This window comes from Pseudomonas sp. Pse1, assembly GCF_024519635.1.
In the GTDB taxonomy this organism is placed as follows: Bacteria; Pseudomonadota; Gammaproteobacteria; order Pseudomonadales; family Pseudomonadaceae; genus Aquipseudomonas.
Map to the genome: position 1 here is coordinate 17453 of NZ_JALJRO010000010.1, position 17389 is coordinate 34841.

The following is a 17389-nucleotide window of genomic DNA, read 5'->3' on the forward strand; positions in this document are numbered from 1 at the left end:
GCGGCGGCAGGCAGCAGCGTGCCGACGCTCGGGAATTCAATCATGCAAAAACACGTAAACAGCTACTACGCCGCGACCCGCAACGAAGTCATCGACTTCCCGGTGCTTGAAGAACTGGTCGAGTGCGACGTCTGTGTGATCGGCGCTGGCTATACCGGTCTGTCCTCGGCGCTGTTCTTGAGCGAAGCCGGCTACAGCGTCACTGTGCTGGAAGCCGCCAAGGTCGGCTACGGCGCCAGCGGGCGCAACGGTGGTCAACTGGTCAACTCCTACAGCCGCGACGTCGATGTGATCGAGCAGCGCTACGGCGAAAAGACCGCCGAAGTCCTCGGCAGCATGATCTTCGAAGGCGCGGACATCATCCGCTCGCGGATCAAGCAGTACGACATCAAATGCGACTACAAGCCCGGTGGCATTTTCGCCGCGCTGAACAAGAAACAACTCAAGGGCCTGGCCGAGCAGAAAAGCGGCTGGGAGCGTTACGGCAACCACAACTTGCGCTTGCTGGATGCGGCAGAAATCGCCAGGGAAGTTGGCACCAAGAACTACGTCGGCGGCCTGCTGGACATGCAGGGTGGTCACGTCCACCCGCTGAACCTGGCGTTGGGCGAAGCCGCAGCGATACTCAGCCTGGGCGGTAAAATCTACGAACAATCGGCAGCGGTGGAAATCACCTACGGCGAGCCGATCGTGGTTCGTACTGCCAAAGGTGTGGTGCGCGCCAAGTACCTGCTGATCGCCGGCAACGCCTACCTGCCGCAAGACCTCGACAACCGTGTGACGCGCAAAAGCATGCCGTGCGGTTCGCAGATTGTGGTCACCGAGCCGTTGTCGGAAAAAGTCGCCAGAAGCCTGATCAGCAACAACTACTGCGTCGAGGACTGCAACTACCTGCTCGACTACTACCGCCTGACCGCCGACAACCGCCTGCTGTACGGCGGTGGCGTGGTCTACGGTGCGCGCGAACCGGATGACATCGAACAGCTGATCAAGCCGAAAATCCTCAAGACCTTCCCGCAACTGAAGGACGTGAAGATCGACTACCGCTGGACCGGCAACTTCCTGCTGACCATGTCGCGCATGCCGCAATTCGGTCGAATTGAGAAAAACGCCTACTACATGCAAGGCTACAGTGGCCACGGCGTGACCTGTTCGCACCTGGCCGGCAAGCTGATCTCGGAAATGATCCGCGGCGATGCCGAGCGCTTCGACGCGTTCGCCTCCCTGCCGCACATGCCGATGTTCGGCGGGCGCACCTTCCAGGCGCCGCTGACCGCGATGGGCGCGGTGTATTACGCCATGCGTGACCGTTTCGGCATCTGATTGCGGCATGATCGACACAGCCCTCGCAGGCGCGGCGCAACCGGCCGCACTGCGGGGGAGTCTGCATTTGCGTCACCGTTTATCGAAGCTACTGAGCTGCGGGAACAAACGTGATTTAATAGCCGCCTTTCACGTCTTCGGGACAGAGGAGCGGCGATTTTCGCGACACCGGTCGCCCGCCATCCACTCGCACCACCCTTAAGTTTTTCTCACATAAGGCTGTCATGGACACGGGCTCTCGACTCAAATTAGTACGCGAAAGCTACAAACTCTCCCAGCGCGAGCTGGCCCGGCGTAGCGGCGTCACCAATGCCACCATTTCCCTGATCGAGCAGAATCGGGTCAGCCCTTCCGTCAGTTCGTTGAAGAAACTGCTGGAAGGCATCCCCATGTCGTTGGCGGACTTCTTCACCTTCGACCAGCCACCCCGCGAACACCAATACATTTTCCGCGCCAACGAGCAACCCGACCTCGGCCGCCACGGCCTGCGCCTGCTGCTGATCGGCGCCTCGGTGCCCAGCCGGCAGATGCGCCTGCTGCGCGAACAATACGCCCCCGGCGCCAGCTCCGGTGAAGAGCCGATCGTGCATGCCGAAGGTGAGGAGTGCGGATTGGTAACCCGAGGTACGGTGGAGTTGACCGTCGATGGTCAGGTGAGTGTGCTGAACGCCGGTGACGGCTACTACTTCCCGACGACCCTGCCGCATCGCTTCCGCAACATTGGTGCGGATGAAGCGGAAATCATTAGCGCGAACACGCCGGCGAACTTCTGAAGGTATTGGATGGGCTTTCCTCCTGCTCCTTGCAAGGCAGGGCGGCAGTTACACGCGAGTTCGCAGACCGGACGATTAACACTAAACCCCGGCAGACCTTAAAGGTCTCACGCGTATAACTGCCCTATCGCCGACGGCTGTCAGCGACGGGGCGAACTATAAGCGTCGGGTTAGTTGTCTGAAACCCGGTGTCAGGGCGTGCCGAATGGCCGATCAATGCCGAACCTGGGGCTGATGGGCAATATGTTTTGGCCCCGCCAGCGCCCACAGCACCAGCCCGATCAGTGGCACAAACACGATCGCAACAATCCACACGCCTTTGTTGCTGGCCTTGCCCTGGCTCTTCACCACCCGATTGATTGCCCACAATTCGGCGAGCAACAGCAGCGCCGCGAGGGCGATCCACAGGTATTCGATTTGCATGCCTTACCTCCTGAAAAATCTCCTGATAGTCATCGGGTTAGGGCGATGGCCAGCGGCAGGGTTCATTTTTTTTCAGGTGTGGGGCTTTTTGTGGTGTAGGAGCGAGCCTGCTCGCGAAAAACGTCAACGATTACGCGTGCATCCTGAATGCACGCGGCGCCCTCAAGTTTTTCGCGAGCAGGCTCGCTCCTCCAGGATCATTGCTCGTGACTATTACTGAACGTCAGGCTGCATCAGCAACGCTTCGGCCAACTCTGCATCCGTGGCATTCAACCCCGGATTGTCCTGGCGGATTTGTTTGAGCACCGACTCCAGGTAGGCACCGCGGATGGTGCCGCCGCTGGCGACGAAGCTGGAGAGGTCATCGCGGGCGGGGACCACCAGTTTGTGGTCCTTGAAGGTCGAATACAGCGAGGCGGAAACCCCGGCTGAGGTCGCGACATCGCCGGCGTCGACATCGGCCATGGCCGAACCAAGGGGCAGGCAGAGCAGCATCGGAACGAGCAGTAGGCGGCGCATGGTGTGTCCTCCAAAAGCGTGAAGCCTAAAGGGTTTGCCACATACTCATATGAGGTGCGGGTAATGCCGGTAGTTCCGCTGACTGCACGGGTGGGCGACGGACGATGCACCGCGCTGCGGATTAAAACTGTCTGTTGCGGGCCTGACGGGCGATAATCCCGGGCATTCAAGCCTTCAACTTCGCCAGAGAGCGCCGTCCTGATGTTCGAGATCAAGCCGTGGAACCCCGAAACCTTTCGCCAGCAGACGCGCCGCAGCACGTTGATCATCGCCGTGACCTTCATTGCCCTGGCGATGGCTCTGTCGACCTTGGCGGTGATGGTTTTCGGTGAGCCTGGTGGCGACAATTTCCGCTACAACCTCGGTGGCGTGATTGCGGCGCTGCTGCTCTGCGCGGCGCTGATGAAACTGAAGTTCTGGTCCCAGCCCTGGATGGCCGCCGCCGTTTACGGCTGGCAGCTCAAGCGCAGCCTGATGCGCATCACCAACGTCATGCACCAGGTCACCGATGCGGTCCAGGCCGGTAACCCAAGCGCAATGAAGCTGTTGCGCTTCTACCACCTGGGGCTGACGCAAATGCATCAGTTGGACGGCAATTCCAGCGACCACAGCCAACTGATCCGCGAGGTCGACCAGCACCTGGAGCGCCTGCAGGCCCAGGGCCTGGATACCGAGCAGACCCGTCTGCAGCCCGAGTGGCTGGCGGCACTGAAAGCTAAGGCCTGAGCCCTTTCATTTTTTCCCGGACCTCTTCCTCGGAACCCCTGATCGATGTTTACCCTGAGCCATTTCGACACCCCCTGCCCGGAGACGGTGACCGACCAGATCTTGCAGCTGGTGGTCGACAACCTGACCGACATCAGCAGCGTCGCCTTGCCGCCGAGCAACCCGCTGTTCGCCATCTATCAATACGCGGTGGGCTACGAAGTCCACCTCTACCTGCAGGCCCTCGATGGCACGCGGGGCGTTAATGTCGAATTGATCACCGCCATGGACGCCACAGACCCGGACAAGGTCCTCGGCTTTGTGCTGTACCTGCCGGTCAAAGACAACCCCCAGGCCTGCGGCGTAGCGTTCATGGCGGTCGATGCCAGCCAGCGCCGCCGGGGTATCGCCCGCACCATGCTTGAGGAGTTGCGCAAGCGCTGCCCGCACATCGAACTCAGTTGCGCGGTGGCCAAGGTTCCGTACTTCGAGGCGCTGGGCTTCCAGGTGCTGGGCGCGCGCGGGACCCAGGTGCTGATGAACACCCACGAGCATGTCACCGACGGCCTGATCGCCGTGCTGGATGTGGCCCCGATCTATCGCTCCAACGAAGTGCGGCAGATCCACAGCTACCTGCTCCAACGCAACGGCAAGCGGGCGATGGTTGACGCGGAAAAACAGCGCGATCGTCATCTCGATCAGTTGACCGCCAAGGTCCAGGCCTTTTTGCAGCAACGCTAATCGCGCCTGCTAGGGCTGCCAGAACCCGTCGTCGCCACTGAGCTTGCGATCGAGAAAACACGCGGCGCTGATCAGCGCCAGGTGGCTCAGGGCTTGTGGGGTATTGCCCAGGTGGCGGGCGTGGCTGTCGAATTCCTCGGCGTACAAGCCCAACGGGTTGGCATAGCGCAGCAGCTGTTCGAACTCCAGATGGGCCTTGTCCAGTTGCCCGGCGCGGGCCAGGCATTCGACGTACCAGAACGAGCAGGCGACGAACGCGCCTTCGGTGCCACTTAGACCGTCGATCTGGCTGTCGTCGTTGTGGTAGCGATAGACCATGCCATCGCGAACCAGGGATTTCTGGATCGCTTCCAGGGTCGACAGCCAGCGCGGGTCCCGGGCGCTGACGAAGCGCATCAGCGGCATCAACAGCATCGAACCGTCGAGCGCGGTGCTACCGATGTGCTGCACAAAATGCCCACGTTCTTCGTTCCAGAAGTTGCTCCAGATGTCGGCGTAAATGGCCTGGCGTGTCTGGTCCCAACGTGCGAACGGCGCCGGCAGCGAGCGTTTCGAGGCCAGACGAATCGCCCGGTCCAGCGCCACCCAGCACATCAGTCGCGAATGCAGGAAGTGATGCTGCTCGCCGCGCATTTCCCAGATGCCGACGTCCTCCTGTTGCCAGGTGGCGCAGACCTGGTCCACCACTTCCACGGCGTGCTTCCAACCCTCATGGGAGATCGCTTCGCCGTATTTGTTGACCAAGTACACCGCGTCCATCAGCTCGCCATAGATGTCTAACTGCACCTGGTCATAAGCCTGATTGCCGATGCGCACCGGCCGCGCGTTGCCATGGCCAGACAAGTGCTCGAGCGCCTGTTCCGGCAGCTCCTGGCGGCCGTCGATGGCGTACAGGATGTTGAGTTTCATCGAGTGGCCCTGGCAGTCGCTGACCCGCCCGCGCAACCAGCGCATGTAGGCGTTGGCCTCATCGACAAAGCCCAGGCGCATGAAGGCGTAGACGGTGAACGAGGCGTCGCGGATCCAGGTGTAGCGGTAGTCCCAGTTGCGGATACCGCCCGGGGTTTCCGGCAGGCCGAAGGTCGCGGCGGCGAGTATCGCGCCGTGCTTGCGTGAGGTCAGCAGCTTGAGCGCCAGCGCCGAACGATTGACCATCTCGCGCCAGCGTCCACGGTAAGTCGAGTGGGCGATCCAGTCGCGCCAGAACTTGAGCGTGCGTTGCAGGCACAGGTCGCTGTTGTCGGCCTGGAAACGTGGGTCATCAACCGCACCGAGAATGAACTCGGCGCACTGCTCCTGTTGCAGTTCAAAACTGGCGCAGGCGGCGTTGTCGGTGATCTGCAACGGCTGGCTGCTGCGCAGGCGCAGGCCAGGTTGACCGCTCGCCACAAAACAAACGTCGTCGCCGGCACTCTGTGCGGTGGTCGCGGCTCGGGCGTAATCAAAACGCACCGCGCAACGCAGGTCCAAACGCGCGCTGCCGCTGACCACGCGCACGCGGCGGATCAGTAGCGGCAAGTCATCTTCGCTGTCGCCGATGGCCAGCAGGTCGGTGATCTCCACCACCGCCCGCGCACTCAGCCAGCGGGTTTGCAGGACGTTGGTATCGGGCAGGTAGATCTGTTCGCGACGGGCATCGGGCAGGTCCGGGGCCAGCTGGAAAATCCCGGCGTCTGGGGTGTCCAGCAGCGAGCAGAAGACGGAAGGACTGTCGAACTCCGGCCAGCAGAAAAAATCCACGCTGCCCTTGTCGTTGATCAGCGCAGCACTGCGCAGGTCGCCGATGATGCCGTGGGCATCAATGGCACTTTGGCGTTCTTGGTGAGGATCGGACATGCCAGCTCAGCCTTGCACAGAGGAGGTATTCAGCTGACTGGTGCAAGGCGGGTGGAGTTCAGCTTTGGCCTGGTTTATTTGCGGCTCCGTTGCGCAAGCCTTGCAACATTATCTCCAGCGCCTGCAGCGCCCCGTCTAACCGGTCGCCGGGCGTCTCGTCGCGGGCAATCCACAGCGCGGCGTGCACCAGGCTGCCGTTGATCAGGCGCGCCAGGGATTCGGCCGGGGCGGGGGGGAGGTAGTGCTCGTCTATCAGTTGTTGCAGCAGGCCGGTCAGGGTGGCGATGCAATCGAGTTGCAGCGATAGCGTCATTTCTCCCAGCACGGCGGGCGCGTCGAGCAGCAGGATTTGCTGGATCTCCGGTTCCTGGGCCATCTGCAGGTAGGCCGTGCAGCGCTGCTGAAAACCCGTCCACGGATCGCTGGCGTCGGCGCAGATGGCATCGAGACGGCTGTCCGCTTCGCTGTCGAGTTGCGCAACCACCGCCGCCAACAAACCTTTCTTGTCGCCGAAGTGGTGATACAACGCGCCGCGCGTCAGGCCGACCTGGGCGGTGAAGTCATCCATCGAAGTGTTGCCGTAGCCTTGGCTGGCGAATGCCTGGCGGGCGCTGGCGATCAGTTTGGCGCGGGTTTGCTCGATCATTTCGGCGCGGGGCTTTTGGCTCATGACATCCTCTGCACGGCTTTTTTGATTTGACATACGCTGCGTATGTTTACATGATTTCTCGCATACGCGCCGTATGTATTTTTCCTGCTGCGCTGTTTTATAGCAAGTTGCTCGCCCTCAAGGAGAGGTTGGACACCCATGGCAAACCCTTACTCAGCGCTTTTCACCGCCCCCGGCAGCCGAGCTTTCGTGTTGGCGGGGATGATTGCGCGCATGCCGATCTCCATGACCGGCATCGGCCTGATCACCATGCTCTCGCAGTTGCACGGTGGCTATGCACTGGCCGGGGCGGTGGCGGCGACCTTCGCCCTGGCCACAGCCTTCTGTGCGCCGCAAGTGTCGCGACTGGTCGACCGCTACGGTCAGGGTCGGGTGTTACCTATCGCGGCCCTGGTCGGTGGCGGCGCTTTGTTGCTGCTGTTGCTGTGCACACGTTTGCAGGCGCCACAGTGGACCCTCTTTGTATTCGCCGCGCTGGCCGGCTGCATGCCGAGCATGTCGGCGATGGTGCGGGCGCGCTGGACCGAGATCTATCGCGGCCAGCCACAACTGCAAACTGCCTATGCGCTGGAGTCAGTCCTGGACGAGGTATGTTTTATCGTCGGGCCGCCGCTATCCGTGGGTTTGTGCGTGGTGCTGTTTCCCGAAGCCGGGCCACTGGCGGCCTTGCTGGCGCTGGCTATCGGGGTGACCGCGTTCGTCCTGCAGCGCAGCACCGAGCCGGCGATCCATCCCCATGATCAGCAGCAACCCGGCTCGGCGATTGCCTCGGTGCCGGTGCGCTGGCTGATCCTGCTGATGGTCGCCCTGGGCACCATCGTTGGCGTGGTGGATGTGGTCAGCGTCGCCTTCGCCCAGCAGCAGGGGCAGCCTGCGGCGGCGAGCATTGTGCTGTCGGTGTATGCGATCGGCTCCTGCCTGGCCGGCCTGGTCTTCGGCGCGTTGAAGCTCGACGTGCCGCTGCCACGGCTGTTTCTTTACGGCGGGGTCGCCACGGCGCTGACCACCTTGCCGCTGCTGCTGGCCAGCGACATCCTCAGTCTGGCGTTGACGGTATTTGTCGCCGGCCTGTTCTTCGCCCCGACCCTGATTGTTGCCATGGCGCTGATCGAGCGCATCGTGCCGCCGGCCAAATTGACCGAAGGCCTGACCTGGCTGGTGACGGGCCTGAGCATCGGCGTGGCGGTTGGCGCCGCCGGTTCCGGCTGGCTGGTGGATGCCTATGGCGCGCGCAGCGGTTTCTGGCTGGCGCTGGTGGGCGGCCTGGTGGTGTTGCTGGCGGCGTGGCAGAGTCATCGCTGCTTGAAGTGAGCGACGGCACACCCACCGCTGGCGCAAAAAAAACGCCGCTGCCCATCCTTGGGTCAGCGGCGTTGTGTTGCTCGGGGAAGTGATCAGAAGTTGTAGGTCATGTCCGCGGTGACGGTGCGGCCTTCGCCGTAGTAGCAGTCCAGGGTGCTGTTGCAGCTGGCGACGTATTTCTTGTCTTCGATGTTTTCCAGGTTCAGCTTGACCTTGACGCCCTTGACCCGCAGTGGCGAACGTTCGAGGTCGTAGGAGACCATGCCGTCGTACACGGTGTAGGACGGGATCTGGAACGAATCGTCCTCGTAATCCGAGCCGTAGCTGCTGCGCACGTAGCGCACGCCCAAGCCAGCGCCGAGGCCGGCGAGGGCGCCCTGGTCGAAGCTGTAGTCAACCCAGCCGGAGGCGGTCAATGGCGGCATCGTGGCCAGGGTGCGGCCTTCGCGACCGTCGTTGATGCTCTGCCATTTGATCTGATTGCGCGACACCGCACCCAGCACTCGCAGGTTCTGAGTGACGTTGACCTTGCCTTCCAGCTCCACACCGCGCGAACGTACTGCACCGCTCTGCACGCTGCGACCCGGGTTGAAGAGGTCGTTGGTCAGCATGTTTTCCTGGTCGATCTGATACACCGACAGCTGGATAAAGCCATCGATGATGGTTGGCTCGTACTTCACCCCGGCTTCGTACTGCTTGCCTTCGGTGGGCTTGAACGGCTTGTTGTCGAAGTCGACACCGGCTTGTGGCAGGAACGACTCGGAATAGCTGACATACGGCGTCAGACCGTTCTCGAACATATAGCCAAGGCCGGCACGCCCGGTGAATTTCTCGTCGGTGGACTTGGTATCCGCCGCAGCGCTGCCAGGCTGGGTGTTCTCGGTGGTGGCGTAATCATATCGGCCACCGAGGGTCAGGAACCATTTGTCCCACTTCATCTGGTCCTGCACGTACAGGCCGGTCTGCTTGATGGTGTTGTCCCAGCGATAGGGTTGGGTGAAAGTGAATTCGCTGCCGTACACCGGATTGAACAGGTCAATTGGCGGACCGCTGCGGTCGTACAGTCCGAGGAACTGGGTGTTGAAGTGGTAGTAGTCGACGCCCAGGAGCACCGTGTGGTCCAGTTCGCCGGTCTTGAATTTGGCCTGGGCGGTGCTGTCGATGCCGTACACCTTGTTGGTCTGCGACCAGTCCACGCCGAAGCGATTCTGGTAGCGTCGGTCATTGATCCCGGTGTTCGGGTTAGTCGCATAGGAGTAACCGTGCAGCGGCGCGACGTACTGGTCATCGACGTAGGCGTAGCTGGTGCGCTGCTTGAGGGTCCAGATGTCGTTGAGCTCGTAGGCGACGTCGTAGCCCATCACGAACTGTTCGCGGTCGTACTTGTTCAGGCCCGGCTCGCCAATGAACAGGTCACGGCTGATCTTGCCGTTGGGGCTGTCGAATACCGTGCCTTCCGCCGGCAGGCCCTGGGCTTCCGGGGTGTCGCGGTCTTTCTGGTATTGGGCGAATACGGTCACGCTGGTGCGGTCGTTCGGCAGCCAGGTCAGGCTGGGCGCGAGCAGCATGCGGTTGGTGTCGGCGTAGTCGATGCTCGAGTTGGCGTCGCTGGCCAGGCCGGTCAGGCGATAGAGGAACTCGCCCTGATCGTCGATTGGCCCGGCGAAGTCGAAGGCGCCGTATTTGCGGTCGTAGCTGCCGGTGCCCAGCACCACTTCATGCAGCGGCGTGGCGGTCGGGCGCTTGCCCACCAGGTTGACGATGCCGCCTGGCTGGTTCTGTCCGTAGAGCACCGAGGCCGGGCCCTTGAGCACTTCGATGCGTTCCAGGGTGTAGGGGTCGATCTGCAGCGAACCGCCGGTGCTGCCGCCGCCGTAGGGCAGGTGCAGGCCATCGAGGTACACCGGTGTGGGCGAGAAGCCACGGGAGGTCGGCTCGTCGAAAATTCCTACGCGGTCGGAGAAGCCGCCACCGGTCATGCCGGCGGTGTAGCGCAGGGCTTCGGTGACAGTCTGCGCACCCCGCACCTTGACTTCGTCGGCGGTGACCACGTTGACGGTCTGCGGGATTTCATTCAGCGGGGTATCGGTTTTGGTGCCGGTGCCGCTGCGCTTGGCGACAATCCCGTCGACCGGCCCGTAGGCCTGCTCCTGGATGGCGAATACGTTGGTCGGGTCGAGGTCCACCGAGTTCGCGCTGCTGCGCACCCGCAGGGTCACGGTGTTGCCTTGCACGCTGTAATTGATCCCGGTGCCTTGCAGCAACTGGGCAATCGCCGCGTTGGAATCCAGGCTGCCCTTGATTGCGGTGCTGCGCAGGCCGGCCACGTCATCCGGGCTGTACAGCACTTGCAGGTTGGTCTGGCGGCCAAATTCCTGCAGCGCACTGGCGAGGGGTTGGGCCTGGATGTTGACCTCGACCACCTGTGCCTGGGCCTGGCTCATCAGCGGTGCGGTCAGCGCCAGGGCGCAAAGCGTCGGCAGGCGTGGACGGAAGGAATGGCGCAGGCGCAGAGCCTTGGCGAGTGGGTGGAGACCGAGTGATGCGGGCATTATTCTTTTACTCTTCAAGGTGTTGACTGAGAACTATTTCTATTCGCTGTAAGTAAGACGTTGCACCTTCGGGAAACCGGAAAGTTCCTACGTTTTTATTTACGAAATTTTCACAGTCATGCTCGCTACGGCTCTAGGACCAGCTTTTGCGTCGGGTTACCAGCCACCCCCCAAGGCCTTGTACAGCCCGACACTGGCCTGCACCCGTGCCAGGCGCAGTTGCACGTTGAGGTCTTGGGCGGCGTACAGGGTGCGCTGGGTTTCCAGCACCGTCAGCAGGTCTTCGGCGCCGGCCTGGTAGCGGCTTTGGGCGATGTCGAAGGCGGTCTGCGCGTGATTCAGTTCTTCGGTTTGCCACTGACGCTGCTGGTCGAGGCCGTGGATCGCGGTCAGGGCTTTTTCGACGTCGGCAAAGCCGTTGATGATCGCCCCGCGATAGTTTTCCAGCAGCTCCTGCTGGCGCGCGGTGGCGCGGTCGCGTTCGGCGCTGAGGCGGCCGTTGTTGAAGATCGGCGCCACCAAGCCAGCGGTGAGGTTATAGAAAGGACTGCGCAGCAGGTCGCCAAAGGTATCGGCGCCCGAGCCGAGGTTGGCCGTCAGCGTCAGGGTCGGCAGCATCGCGGCGCGGGCCACAGTGACGTCGGCCCGAGCGGCGGCCAGTTGCGCCTCGGCGCGGGCAATGTCAGGGCGGCGGCGCAGCAGGTCGCTGGGCACGCCGGCGTTGATTTGCGGCCAATGCAACTGCTCGAAGCGCTCGCTGCTGGGCGGCAGCGCCTGCACCGGCTGGCCGAGCAGGGCGGCGAGGGTGATCCGCGCTTCTTCAGCTTGTTGCTGTACAAGCGGCAGTTGCCGTTGCTGGGCGGCCACCAGGCTTTTTTGCTGGGCCAGTTCCAGGGCGGTGGCCGAGCCTGAGTCATAGCGGGTCTGCACCAGCTTCAACACGCTTTGCGCATTGCTCAGGTTCAGCTCGGCAATGCGCCTTTGCTCGATTAGCGCCAGGCTCTGCGTGTAGCTGTTGGCGACGCCGCTGAGCAGGGTCAGCTCAACGGTGGCCTGGTCGAATTCGCTGGCGCGTACTCCTTGCAAGGCGCTGTCGCGGGCGGCGTGGCGGCCACCCCAGAAGTCGACTTCATAGCTGGCGCTGAGGCTGGTGTCGAAGTAATCCACCGCCTTATTGCTGCTGTCGGCATCCAGTTGGCTGTAGCCATTGCCGCGCAGCAGCTTCTCGCGGCTGGCGTTGAAGCCGGCCTGCACCTGGGGCAGCAGCGGGCCGCCGGCGACCACCGCGCTGGCCTGTGCCAGGCGCACTCTCGCGACCGCTGCGGCGAGGTCATGGCTGCCGAGTTGCGCCTGGGCAATCAGGCGGTCGAGTTCGGCGCTGCCAAAGGTCGTCCACCATTGCTGGCGGTGCTCGGCGGCGGCACGGGTGTTGGGTGATTGCCAGGTCGACGGCGCGACGATGCCGCTGTCCAACGGCTCGGTGGGGGAGGCGCAGGCGCTGAGTAACAGGCACAGGGACAACAGGCTCAAGGGCGACTTCATCACTCGATTATTCACTGGTAAGGGCCGTGACCGGGTCAAGCCGGGCAGCTTTGCGGGCCGGCATGAAGCCGAAGACAACGCCGGTAACCAGTGCGCAGGCAAAGGCGCCGAGGACCGCGAATAGGGAAAACGCCACCGCGACTTCGCTGAGGATCAGCACGCCGCCGACCAGCAAGGCCAGGGCAATCCCGGCAATACCGCCGACCACAGAGAGCATCAGCGCTTCGGTCAGGAACTGGCGCAGGATGTCGCGTTGACGGGCGCCGGTGGCCATGCGGATGCCGATCTCGCGGGTGCGCTCGCGGACGGTCATGAGCATGATGTTCATCACCCCGATGCCGCCCACCAGCAGCGAGATCGCGGCAATCGAGCCGAGCATCAGCGACAGGGTGTTCTGGGTGCGCGCTTCGGCCTGAATCATCGCCGCGTTGTTGGTCAGCTCGTAGTCCTTCTTGCCGTTGTGCAGTTTGAGCATCAACTGGTCGATGGCCTGTTCCGCTTCCTTGACCTTGCGCGCGTCCGCCGCAGCGATGGCGATGTACTCCGGCTCGTACTTGCCGAACAGGCGCACGCTGGCGGCGGAATAGGGGATGGCGATGCGGTCGTCGCTGTCCGAGTCCCCGGAGCTGGCGCCTTTTTCAGCCAGCACGCCGACCACCTGGAACGGCACGTTTTCGATCAGGATGTACTGGCCGATGGGGCTGGCCATGTCCTTGAACAGCTTGTCGCGGACCTTCTTGCCAATCACCGCTACGGCGGCGGCATTGCGCTCGTCGGCGTCGGTGAAGTAACTGCCCTCGACCACTGGCCAATTAAAAATGTCCGGGAAATTGGTGTCATTACCGCCGACGTAACTCAGGTGGTCAGCGTTGCCAAAACGCACCCCGGCCTCCGAGCCGTTGACCGGCATGATCCGCTTGACCTGCGGGAGGCGCGCCAAAGCGGCGACGTCGCTCAAGGTGACGATGCCCGGCGGCGTACGCGGATTGGGCGCCGAGCCACTGAGGTAAATGATGTTCGAGCCGAAGGCGCCCATTTGTGCCATGACCTGGCGCTTGCTGCCTTCACCCACCGCCAGCATCACCACCACTGACGCCACGCCAATGATAATCCCGAGCAGGGTCAGGGCGGTGCGGAAGCGGTTGATCCACATCACTCGCCAGGCGGCGTGCAGCGCATCCACCAATTCGCCTTTCCAGGCGCCGGTGGCTTCACTGCCTTCACTCAGACGCTTGCGCAGATCGACGGCCTGCAAGGCGCCGGGGTTGGCCGAGTGCTGCGCGTCGGGATTGTCGACGGCGCTGTCGCTGATGATCAGGCCGTCACGAATCTCGATCACCCGCTTTGCCCGGGCAGCCACTTCGCGGTCGTGGGTGATGAGGATCACTACGTGGCCCTGGCTCGCCAACTCATCAAGCAAGGCCATGACCTCGGCGCCGCTGTGACTGTCGAGGGCGCCGGTGGGTTCGTCGGCGAGAATGATGTGCCCGCCGTTCATCAGTGCACGGGCAATCGACACCCGCTGCTGCTGACCACCGGAGAGTTGATGTGGGCGATTGCCAGTGCGTTCGGCCAGGCCGAGACGGGCAAGCAGCGCGGCGGCGCGGGCATGGCGTTCGGCTGCCGGGGTGCCGGCATAGATCGCCGGCATCTCGACGTTTTCCTGGGCCGAGCCGGAAGGAATCAGGTGATAGCCCTGGAACACGAAGCCGAACGCTTCGCGGCGCAGCCAGGCCAGTTCATCGCTGTCCAGATGGGCGACGTTCTCCCCGGCAAAGCGGTACTCGCCTGAGGACAGGCGATCCAGGCAGCCAAGGATGTTCATCAGCGTTGACTTGCCGGAACCGGAGGCGCCGACGATCGCCACGAACTCGCCGGCGTGAATCGCCAAGTCGATGCCGCGCAGCACATGGACTTGCGGGGCGTCACCGCCGCCGTAGGATTTACGCAGGTCTTTAAGGTCGATCAGCGGCGTTTGCATTCAACCCTCGTGACCGTCGAGTGGGCCGATCAGCAGGTGGTCGCCCTCGTTCAAGCCCTCGAGGATCTGCACCTGCAAGCGGTCGCTGAGGCCAGTGCGCACTTCCCGCGGCTGAATGTCGCCGTTTTTCGCCACGACCCGTGCGCGTTGGATGCCGGCCTGCGTGCCGTTCTGCAGGGCGGACACCGGTGCGGTCAGGACGTTTTTTGCCTCGCCGTTGACGAAAAATACCTGGGTGGTCATTTCCGCCATCAGCGCGTTGTCGGTGTTGTCGACGTCGAGCAGCACGGTGTACAGCACCACCCGGCCGCTGCCGCTTTTACTGCTGCTGGACAGGCTGCCTCCACCGCCCTGGCTGCTTTGATCCAGAGGCTTGGGCGGCACCGGGAGGATCTGCCGCACTGTGCTTTGCCAGCGCCGTGCACCGCCGGCGAGGGTGGTGAAGTAGGCCTGCATGCCAGGTTTGACGTGGCCGATATCGGCCTCCGAGACTTCCGCCCAGACGGTCATTGGCGACAGTTTGGCAATGCGCAGGATCAGCGGTGTCTGCTGCTGGGCGTTGAGGGTTTGGCCGGCGCGGGCATCGAGCGCGACCACGGTGCCGGACATTGGCGCATAGATGCGCGTGTAGCCCAGTTCGGCCTGATCGCTGCGCAAGCTGGCTTCGGCTTGGCGAATCTGCGCCTGGAACATCTGAATCCGCGCCTCGGTCGCGCGCAGTTCGGCGTGGGCGGTCTGCACGTCCTCTTCGCGAGTGGCGCCGCCGGCGGCGAGGTTTTGCTGGCGCTGGTATTTCTGTCGCGCCAGCTCGTTCTGTGCCCGTTGTTCCAGCAGTTGCGCCTTGAGGTTGTCGATGGAAAACCGCCCGGCATCGAGCTTGGCGTTCTGGGTCGCAGGGTCGATTTCCACCAGCAATTGGCCTTCCTTGACCCGATCGCCGACCTCGACATGGATCTTGCGAATCTGCCCCGACGCCTGAGCGCCAACGTCGACATAGCGTCGCGGTTGCAGGGTGCCGAGGGCGGTGACGCTGCTTTCGATGTCGCCTCGACTGACCTGCACGGTAGCGAATTTATCGCGCCCGGGCGGAATCATCTGCCAGGCGGCGAACGCAATTGCGGGAATCAGGCACAGGGCGACAAGCAGGGCACGACGAGGCTTTCGGGGGTGTTTCATGCAGGGTTCCGGTCAATGGAAATCGTCCCGTTGCCCAGCCGGCGGCGCGTCCCGCGCAGCACTGGGCGCCGCCATGCCACTGGCAGCTATGGGGAACTGTCCTTAGTACGAAGAAAAAACACGCAAATTTAGGCCTCGACACAAAGGTTTTTACCTGTGATCGAGCTTTATTTGCTGCGCAACGGAAGCGGTGCTTTAAATCTATATGAGAATTACTATAAATTACACCACTGGAAGTTGCCATCATCGTGCCTTTACCTTTTTTCGCAGGCATGGCTCGGGTTCAGGGATTGAAGCTGCTCATTCAAGCGGTCGGGAGTCAGGTTGGAAAACTACTATCGCGAGCTGGTGTGTTTTATCAACGCCAAGCTGGGCAACCGTCAGGTGGCCGAAGATGTGGTGCACGACGCCTATGTCCGGGTGCTTGAGCGGGCCAGCGATACGCCCATCGAGCAACCCCGGGCCTTTCTCTATCGCACCGCATTGAACCTGGTGATCGACGGTCATCGGCGCAATGTCGTGCGTCAGGTCGAGCCCCTGGAAGTGCTCGACAGCGAAGAGCGTTTCGAGACGCCGTCACCCCATGGCAGCTTCGACCACGGCCAGCGGCTGGACTTGCTGCAACGGGCATTGGACGAACTGCCGCCGCTATGCCGCGAGAGTTTCCTGCTGCGCAAACTCGACGGCATGTCGCACCCGGAAATCGCCGAACGCCTGGGTATTTCCCGCAGCCTGGTGGAGAAGCACATCGTCAACGCGATGAAACATTGCCGCGTGCGCCTGCGGCAATGGGAGGGCACGTGAGTCCTCCTATAGCCATCCCGAGCGTTTGAAGCTCGCCCACAAACCAATACAGCCGACGGTGATGAACCCCAGCACACCGAAATAGCCGTAGTGCCAGCTCAATTCCGGCATGTTCTGGAAGTTCATCCCGTAGATCCCTGCCACGGCCGTGGGAAACGCGAGGATTGCCGCCCAGGCGGCGAATTTGCGTTGCACCACGCTTTGCCGTGAAGCCTCCAGCAGGACGCCGATCTCGATGGTCTGGCTGGCAATGTCGCGCAGGGTGGTGAGGTCTTCCATCTGCCGCGTGACATGGATCTGCACGTCACGGAAGTAGGGGCGCATGTTCTTGTCGATAAACGGGAACTTGAGCTTCTGCAATTCCTCACTGATCTCCACCATCGGCGCGGCATAGCGGCGCAGGCGGAGCACGTCGCGACGCAGGCCGTGGAGGTTTTGGATATCTCGCTCGTTGAGAGCGCTGCATAACACGTTGCGCTCCAGCTCATCGATCTCGGCATGGATCGCTTCGCCCACCGGCTGATAGTTCTCGATCACGAAATCCAGCAAGGCATAGAGCACGAAATCTTCGCCATGCTCCAGCAGCAGCGGTCGCGCTTCGCAACGCTGGCGCACGTGGCCGTAGGAGGCTGAGTGACCATTGCGGCAGGTGATGATGTAGCCGTTGCCGGCGAAAATATGGGTCTCGATAAACACCAGTACGCCGTTCTCGCGCACCGGTGAGTAGGTGACGATGAACAGGGCGTCGCCAAAGGTCTCGAGCTTGGGTCGACTGTGCTTTTCCAGGGCGTCTTCGATGGCCAGTTCGTGCAGGTTGAACTGGCGTTGCAGGTTGGCCAGCTCCTGGGCGTTCGGCTCTTCGAGACCGATCCAGACAAAGTGATCCGGTTTCGCCGCCCAGGCCGCGCCTTCATCGAGGGTGATATTGGTGACTTTCTTCCCGGCGCTGTAAACAGCAGCCGCAACGACTCTACCCATAGTGCCTATTCACTTCTTCCAGTGACAATCAGCGTGCAGCTTAGCCTGCTTGTGGGTGGAGCGG

Annotated in this window: 15 protein-coding genes; 6 read left to right on the forward strand and 9 right to left on the reverse strand. The window is 62.4% G+C overall.

The annotated features are described in order from the left end of the window. The first annotated feature begins 39 nt into the window (after positions 1-39). Both NR126_RS16055 and NR126_RS16060 read left to right on the forward strand, forming a co-directional pair. A complete protein-coding gene (locus NR126_RS16055) occupies positions 40-1323 on the forward strand; it encodes an FAD-binding oxidoreductase (protein ID WP_027618084.1) in 1284 nt (427 codons plus the stop codon). A gap of 224 nt (positions 1324-1547) precedes the next feature. Next, complete coding sequence (locus tag NR126_RS16060) at positions 1548-2096, forward strand: cupin domain-containing protein (RefSeq protein ID WP_027618083.1); 549 nt, start codon at positions 1548-1550, stop codon at positions 2094-2096. Positions 2097-2309: 213 nt separating this feature from the next. Here NR126_RS16060 and NR126_RS16065 read toward each other — a convergent pair whose 3' ends face one another. Next, positions 2310-2519, reverse strand: coding sequence for a PLD nuclease N-terminal domain-containing protein (locus NR126_RS16065; protein ID WP_105754475.1), 210 nt, complete (start codon positions 2517-2519; stop codon positions 2310-2312). A gap of 213 nt (positions 2520-2732) precedes the next feature. Beyond that, positions 2733-3038: a DUF2388 domain-containing protein gene (locus NR126_RS16070; RefSeq protein ID WP_027618081.1), complete on the reverse strand. Its 306-nt coding sequence runs from the start codon at positions 3036-3038 to the stop codon at positions 2733-2735. Positions 3039-3239: 201 nt separating this feature from the next. Between NR126_RS16070 and NR126_RS16075 the strand changes: the two genes are divergently transcribed. Together NR126_RS16075 and NR126_RS16080 are read left to right on the forward strand one after the other, a co-directional pair. Then, entirely contained in the window at positions 3240-3764 is a 525-nt protein-coding gene (locus NR126_RS16075; RefSeq protein WP_027618080.1) for a DUF3087 domain-containing protein, read from the forward strand. A gap of 45 nt (positions 3765-3809) precedes the next feature. After that, positions 3810-4484 carry a GNAT family N-acetyltransferase gene (locus NR126_RS16080; protein WP_256830613.1) on the forward strand — a complete coding sequence of 225 codons (675 nt, stop codon included), beginning with the start codon at positions 3810-3812 and terminating at the stop codon, positions 4482-4484. Between the two features lie 9 nt (positions 4485-4493). Here NR126_RS16080 and NR126_RS16085 read toward each other — a convergent pair whose 3' ends face one another. Both NR126_RS16085 and NR126_RS16090 read right to left on the reverse strand, forming a co-directional pair. After that, a complete protein-coding gene (locus NR126_RS16085) occupies positions 4494-6320 on the reverse strand; it encodes a glycoside hydrolase family 15 protein (protein WP_256830614.1) in 1827 nt (608 codons plus the stop codon). A gap of 58 nt (positions 6321-6378) precedes the next feature. Next, on the reverse strand, positions 6379-6990 hold the full coding sequence (locus NR126_RS16090) for a TetR/AcrR family transcriptional regulator (protein ID WP_256830615.1): 612 nt from the start codon (positions 6988-6990) through the stop codon (positions 6379-6381). A gap of 138 nt (positions 6991-7128) precedes the next feature. Between NR126_RS16090 and NR126_RS16095 the strand changes: the two genes are divergently transcribed. After that, positions 7129-8301 carry an MFS transporter gene (locus NR126_RS16095; protein WP_027618076.1) on the forward strand — a complete coding sequence of 391 codons (1173 nt, stop codon included), beginning with the start codon at positions 7129-7131 and terminating at the stop codon, positions 8299-8301. Positions 8302-8384: 83 nt separating this feature from the next. On the opposite strand, the gene NR126_RS16100 is transcribed toward NR126_RS16095, so the two are convergent. The 4 genes from NR126_RS16100 to NR126_RS16115 form a co-directional block, all read right to left on the reverse strand. After that, positions 8385-10844, reverse strand: a complete 2460-nt coding sequence (locus tag NR126_RS16100) for a TonB-dependent siderophore receptor (RefSeq protein ID WP_256830617.1) — start codon at positions 10842-10844, stop codon at positions 8385-8387. Between the two features lie 156 nt (positions 10845-11000). Further along, positions 11001-12386, reverse strand: coding sequence for an efflux transporter outer membrane subunit (locus NR126_RS16105; RefSeq protein ID WP_105754482.1), 1386 nt, complete (start codon positions 12384-12386; stop codon positions 11001-11003). Positions 12387-12393: 7 nt separating this feature from the next. Next, a complete protein-coding gene (locus NR126_RS16110; RefSeq protein WP_256830618.1) occupies positions 12394-14367 on the reverse strand; it encodes a MacB family efflux pump subunit in 1974 nt (657 codons plus the stop codon). Beyond that, on the reverse strand, positions 14368-15543 hold the full coding sequence (locus tag NR126_RS16115) for an efflux RND transporter periplasmic adaptor subunit (RefSeq protein WP_027618072.1): 1176 nt from the start codon (positions 15541-15543) through the stop codon (positions 14368-14370). 324 nt (positions 15544-15867) lie between these two features. On the opposite strand from NR126_RS16115, the gene NR126_RS16120 reads away from it, so the two are divergent. Further along, entirely contained in the window at positions 15868-16347 is a 480-nt protein-coding gene (locus NR126_RS16120; protein ID WP_027618071.1) for a sigma-70 family RNA polymerase sigma factor, read from the forward strand. Between the two features lie 6 nt (positions 16348-16353). Here NR126_RS16120 and NR126_RS16125 read toward each other — a convergent pair whose 3' ends face one another. Beyond that, the gene (locus NR126_RS16125; protein ID WP_027618070.1) at positions 16354-17325 is read right to left on the reverse strand and encodes a magnesium and cobalt transport protein CorA; all 972 of its coding nucleotides are present in this window, start codon (positions 17323-17325) and stop codon (positions 16354-16356) included. Positions 17326-17389: the final 64 nt, after the last annotated feature.

Bases quoted from the DNA above. Each gene is read 5' to 3' on its own strand.
- NR126_RS16060 (WP_027618083.1), top strand. From the start codon at position 1,548: ATGGACACGGGCTCTCGACTCAAATTAGTACGCGAAAGCTACAAACTC.
- NR126_RS16065 (WP_105754475.1), bottom strand. From the start codon at position 2,519: ATGCAAATCGAATACCTGTGGATCGCCCTCGCGGCGCTGCTGTTGCTC.
- NR126_RS16070 (WP_027618081.1), bottom strand. From the start codon at position 3,038: ATGCGCCGCCTACTGCTCGTTCCGATGCTGCTCTGCCTGCCCCTTGGT.
- NR126_RS16075 (WP_027618080.1), top strand. From the start codon at position 3,240: ATGTTCGAGATCAAGCCGTGGAACCCCGAAACCTTTCGCCAGCAGACG.
- NR126_RS16080 (WP_256830613.1), top strand. From the start codon at position 3,810: ATGTTTACCCTGAGCCATTTCGACACCCCCTGCCCGGAGACGGTGACC.
- NR126_RS16085 (WP_256830614.1), bottom strand. From the start codon at position 6,320: ATGTCCGATCCTCACCAAGAACGCCAAAGTGCCATTGATGCCCACGGC.
- NR126_RS16090 (WP_256830615.1), bottom strand. From the start codon at position 6,990: ATGAGCCAAAAGCCCCGCGCCGAAATGATCGAGCAAACCCGCGCCAAA.
- NR126_RS16095 (WP_027618076.1), top strand. From the start codon at position 7,129: ATGGCAAACCCTTACTCAGCGCTTTTCACCGCCCCCGGCAGCCGAGCT.
- NR126_RS16100 (WP_256830617.1), bottom strand. From the start codon at position 10,844: ATGCCCGCATCACTCGGTCTCCACCCACTCGCCAAGGCTCTGCGCCTG.
- NR126_RS16105 (WP_105754482.1), bottom strand. From the start codon at position 12,386: ATGAAGTCGCCCTTGAGCCTGTTGTCCCTGTGCCTGTTACTCAGCGCC.
- NR126_RS16110 (WP_256830618.1), bottom strand. From the start codon at position 14,367: ATGCAAACGCCGCTGATCGACCTTAAAGACCTGCGTAAATCCTACGGC.
- NR126_RS16115 (WP_027618072.1), bottom strand. From the start codon at position 15,543: ATGAAACACCCCCGAAAGCCTCGTCGTGCCCTGCTTGTCGCCCTGTGC.
- NR126_RS16125 (WP_027618070.1), bottom strand. From the start codon at position 17,325: ATGGGTAGAGTCGTTGCGGCTGCTGTTTACAGCGCCGGGAAGAAAGTC.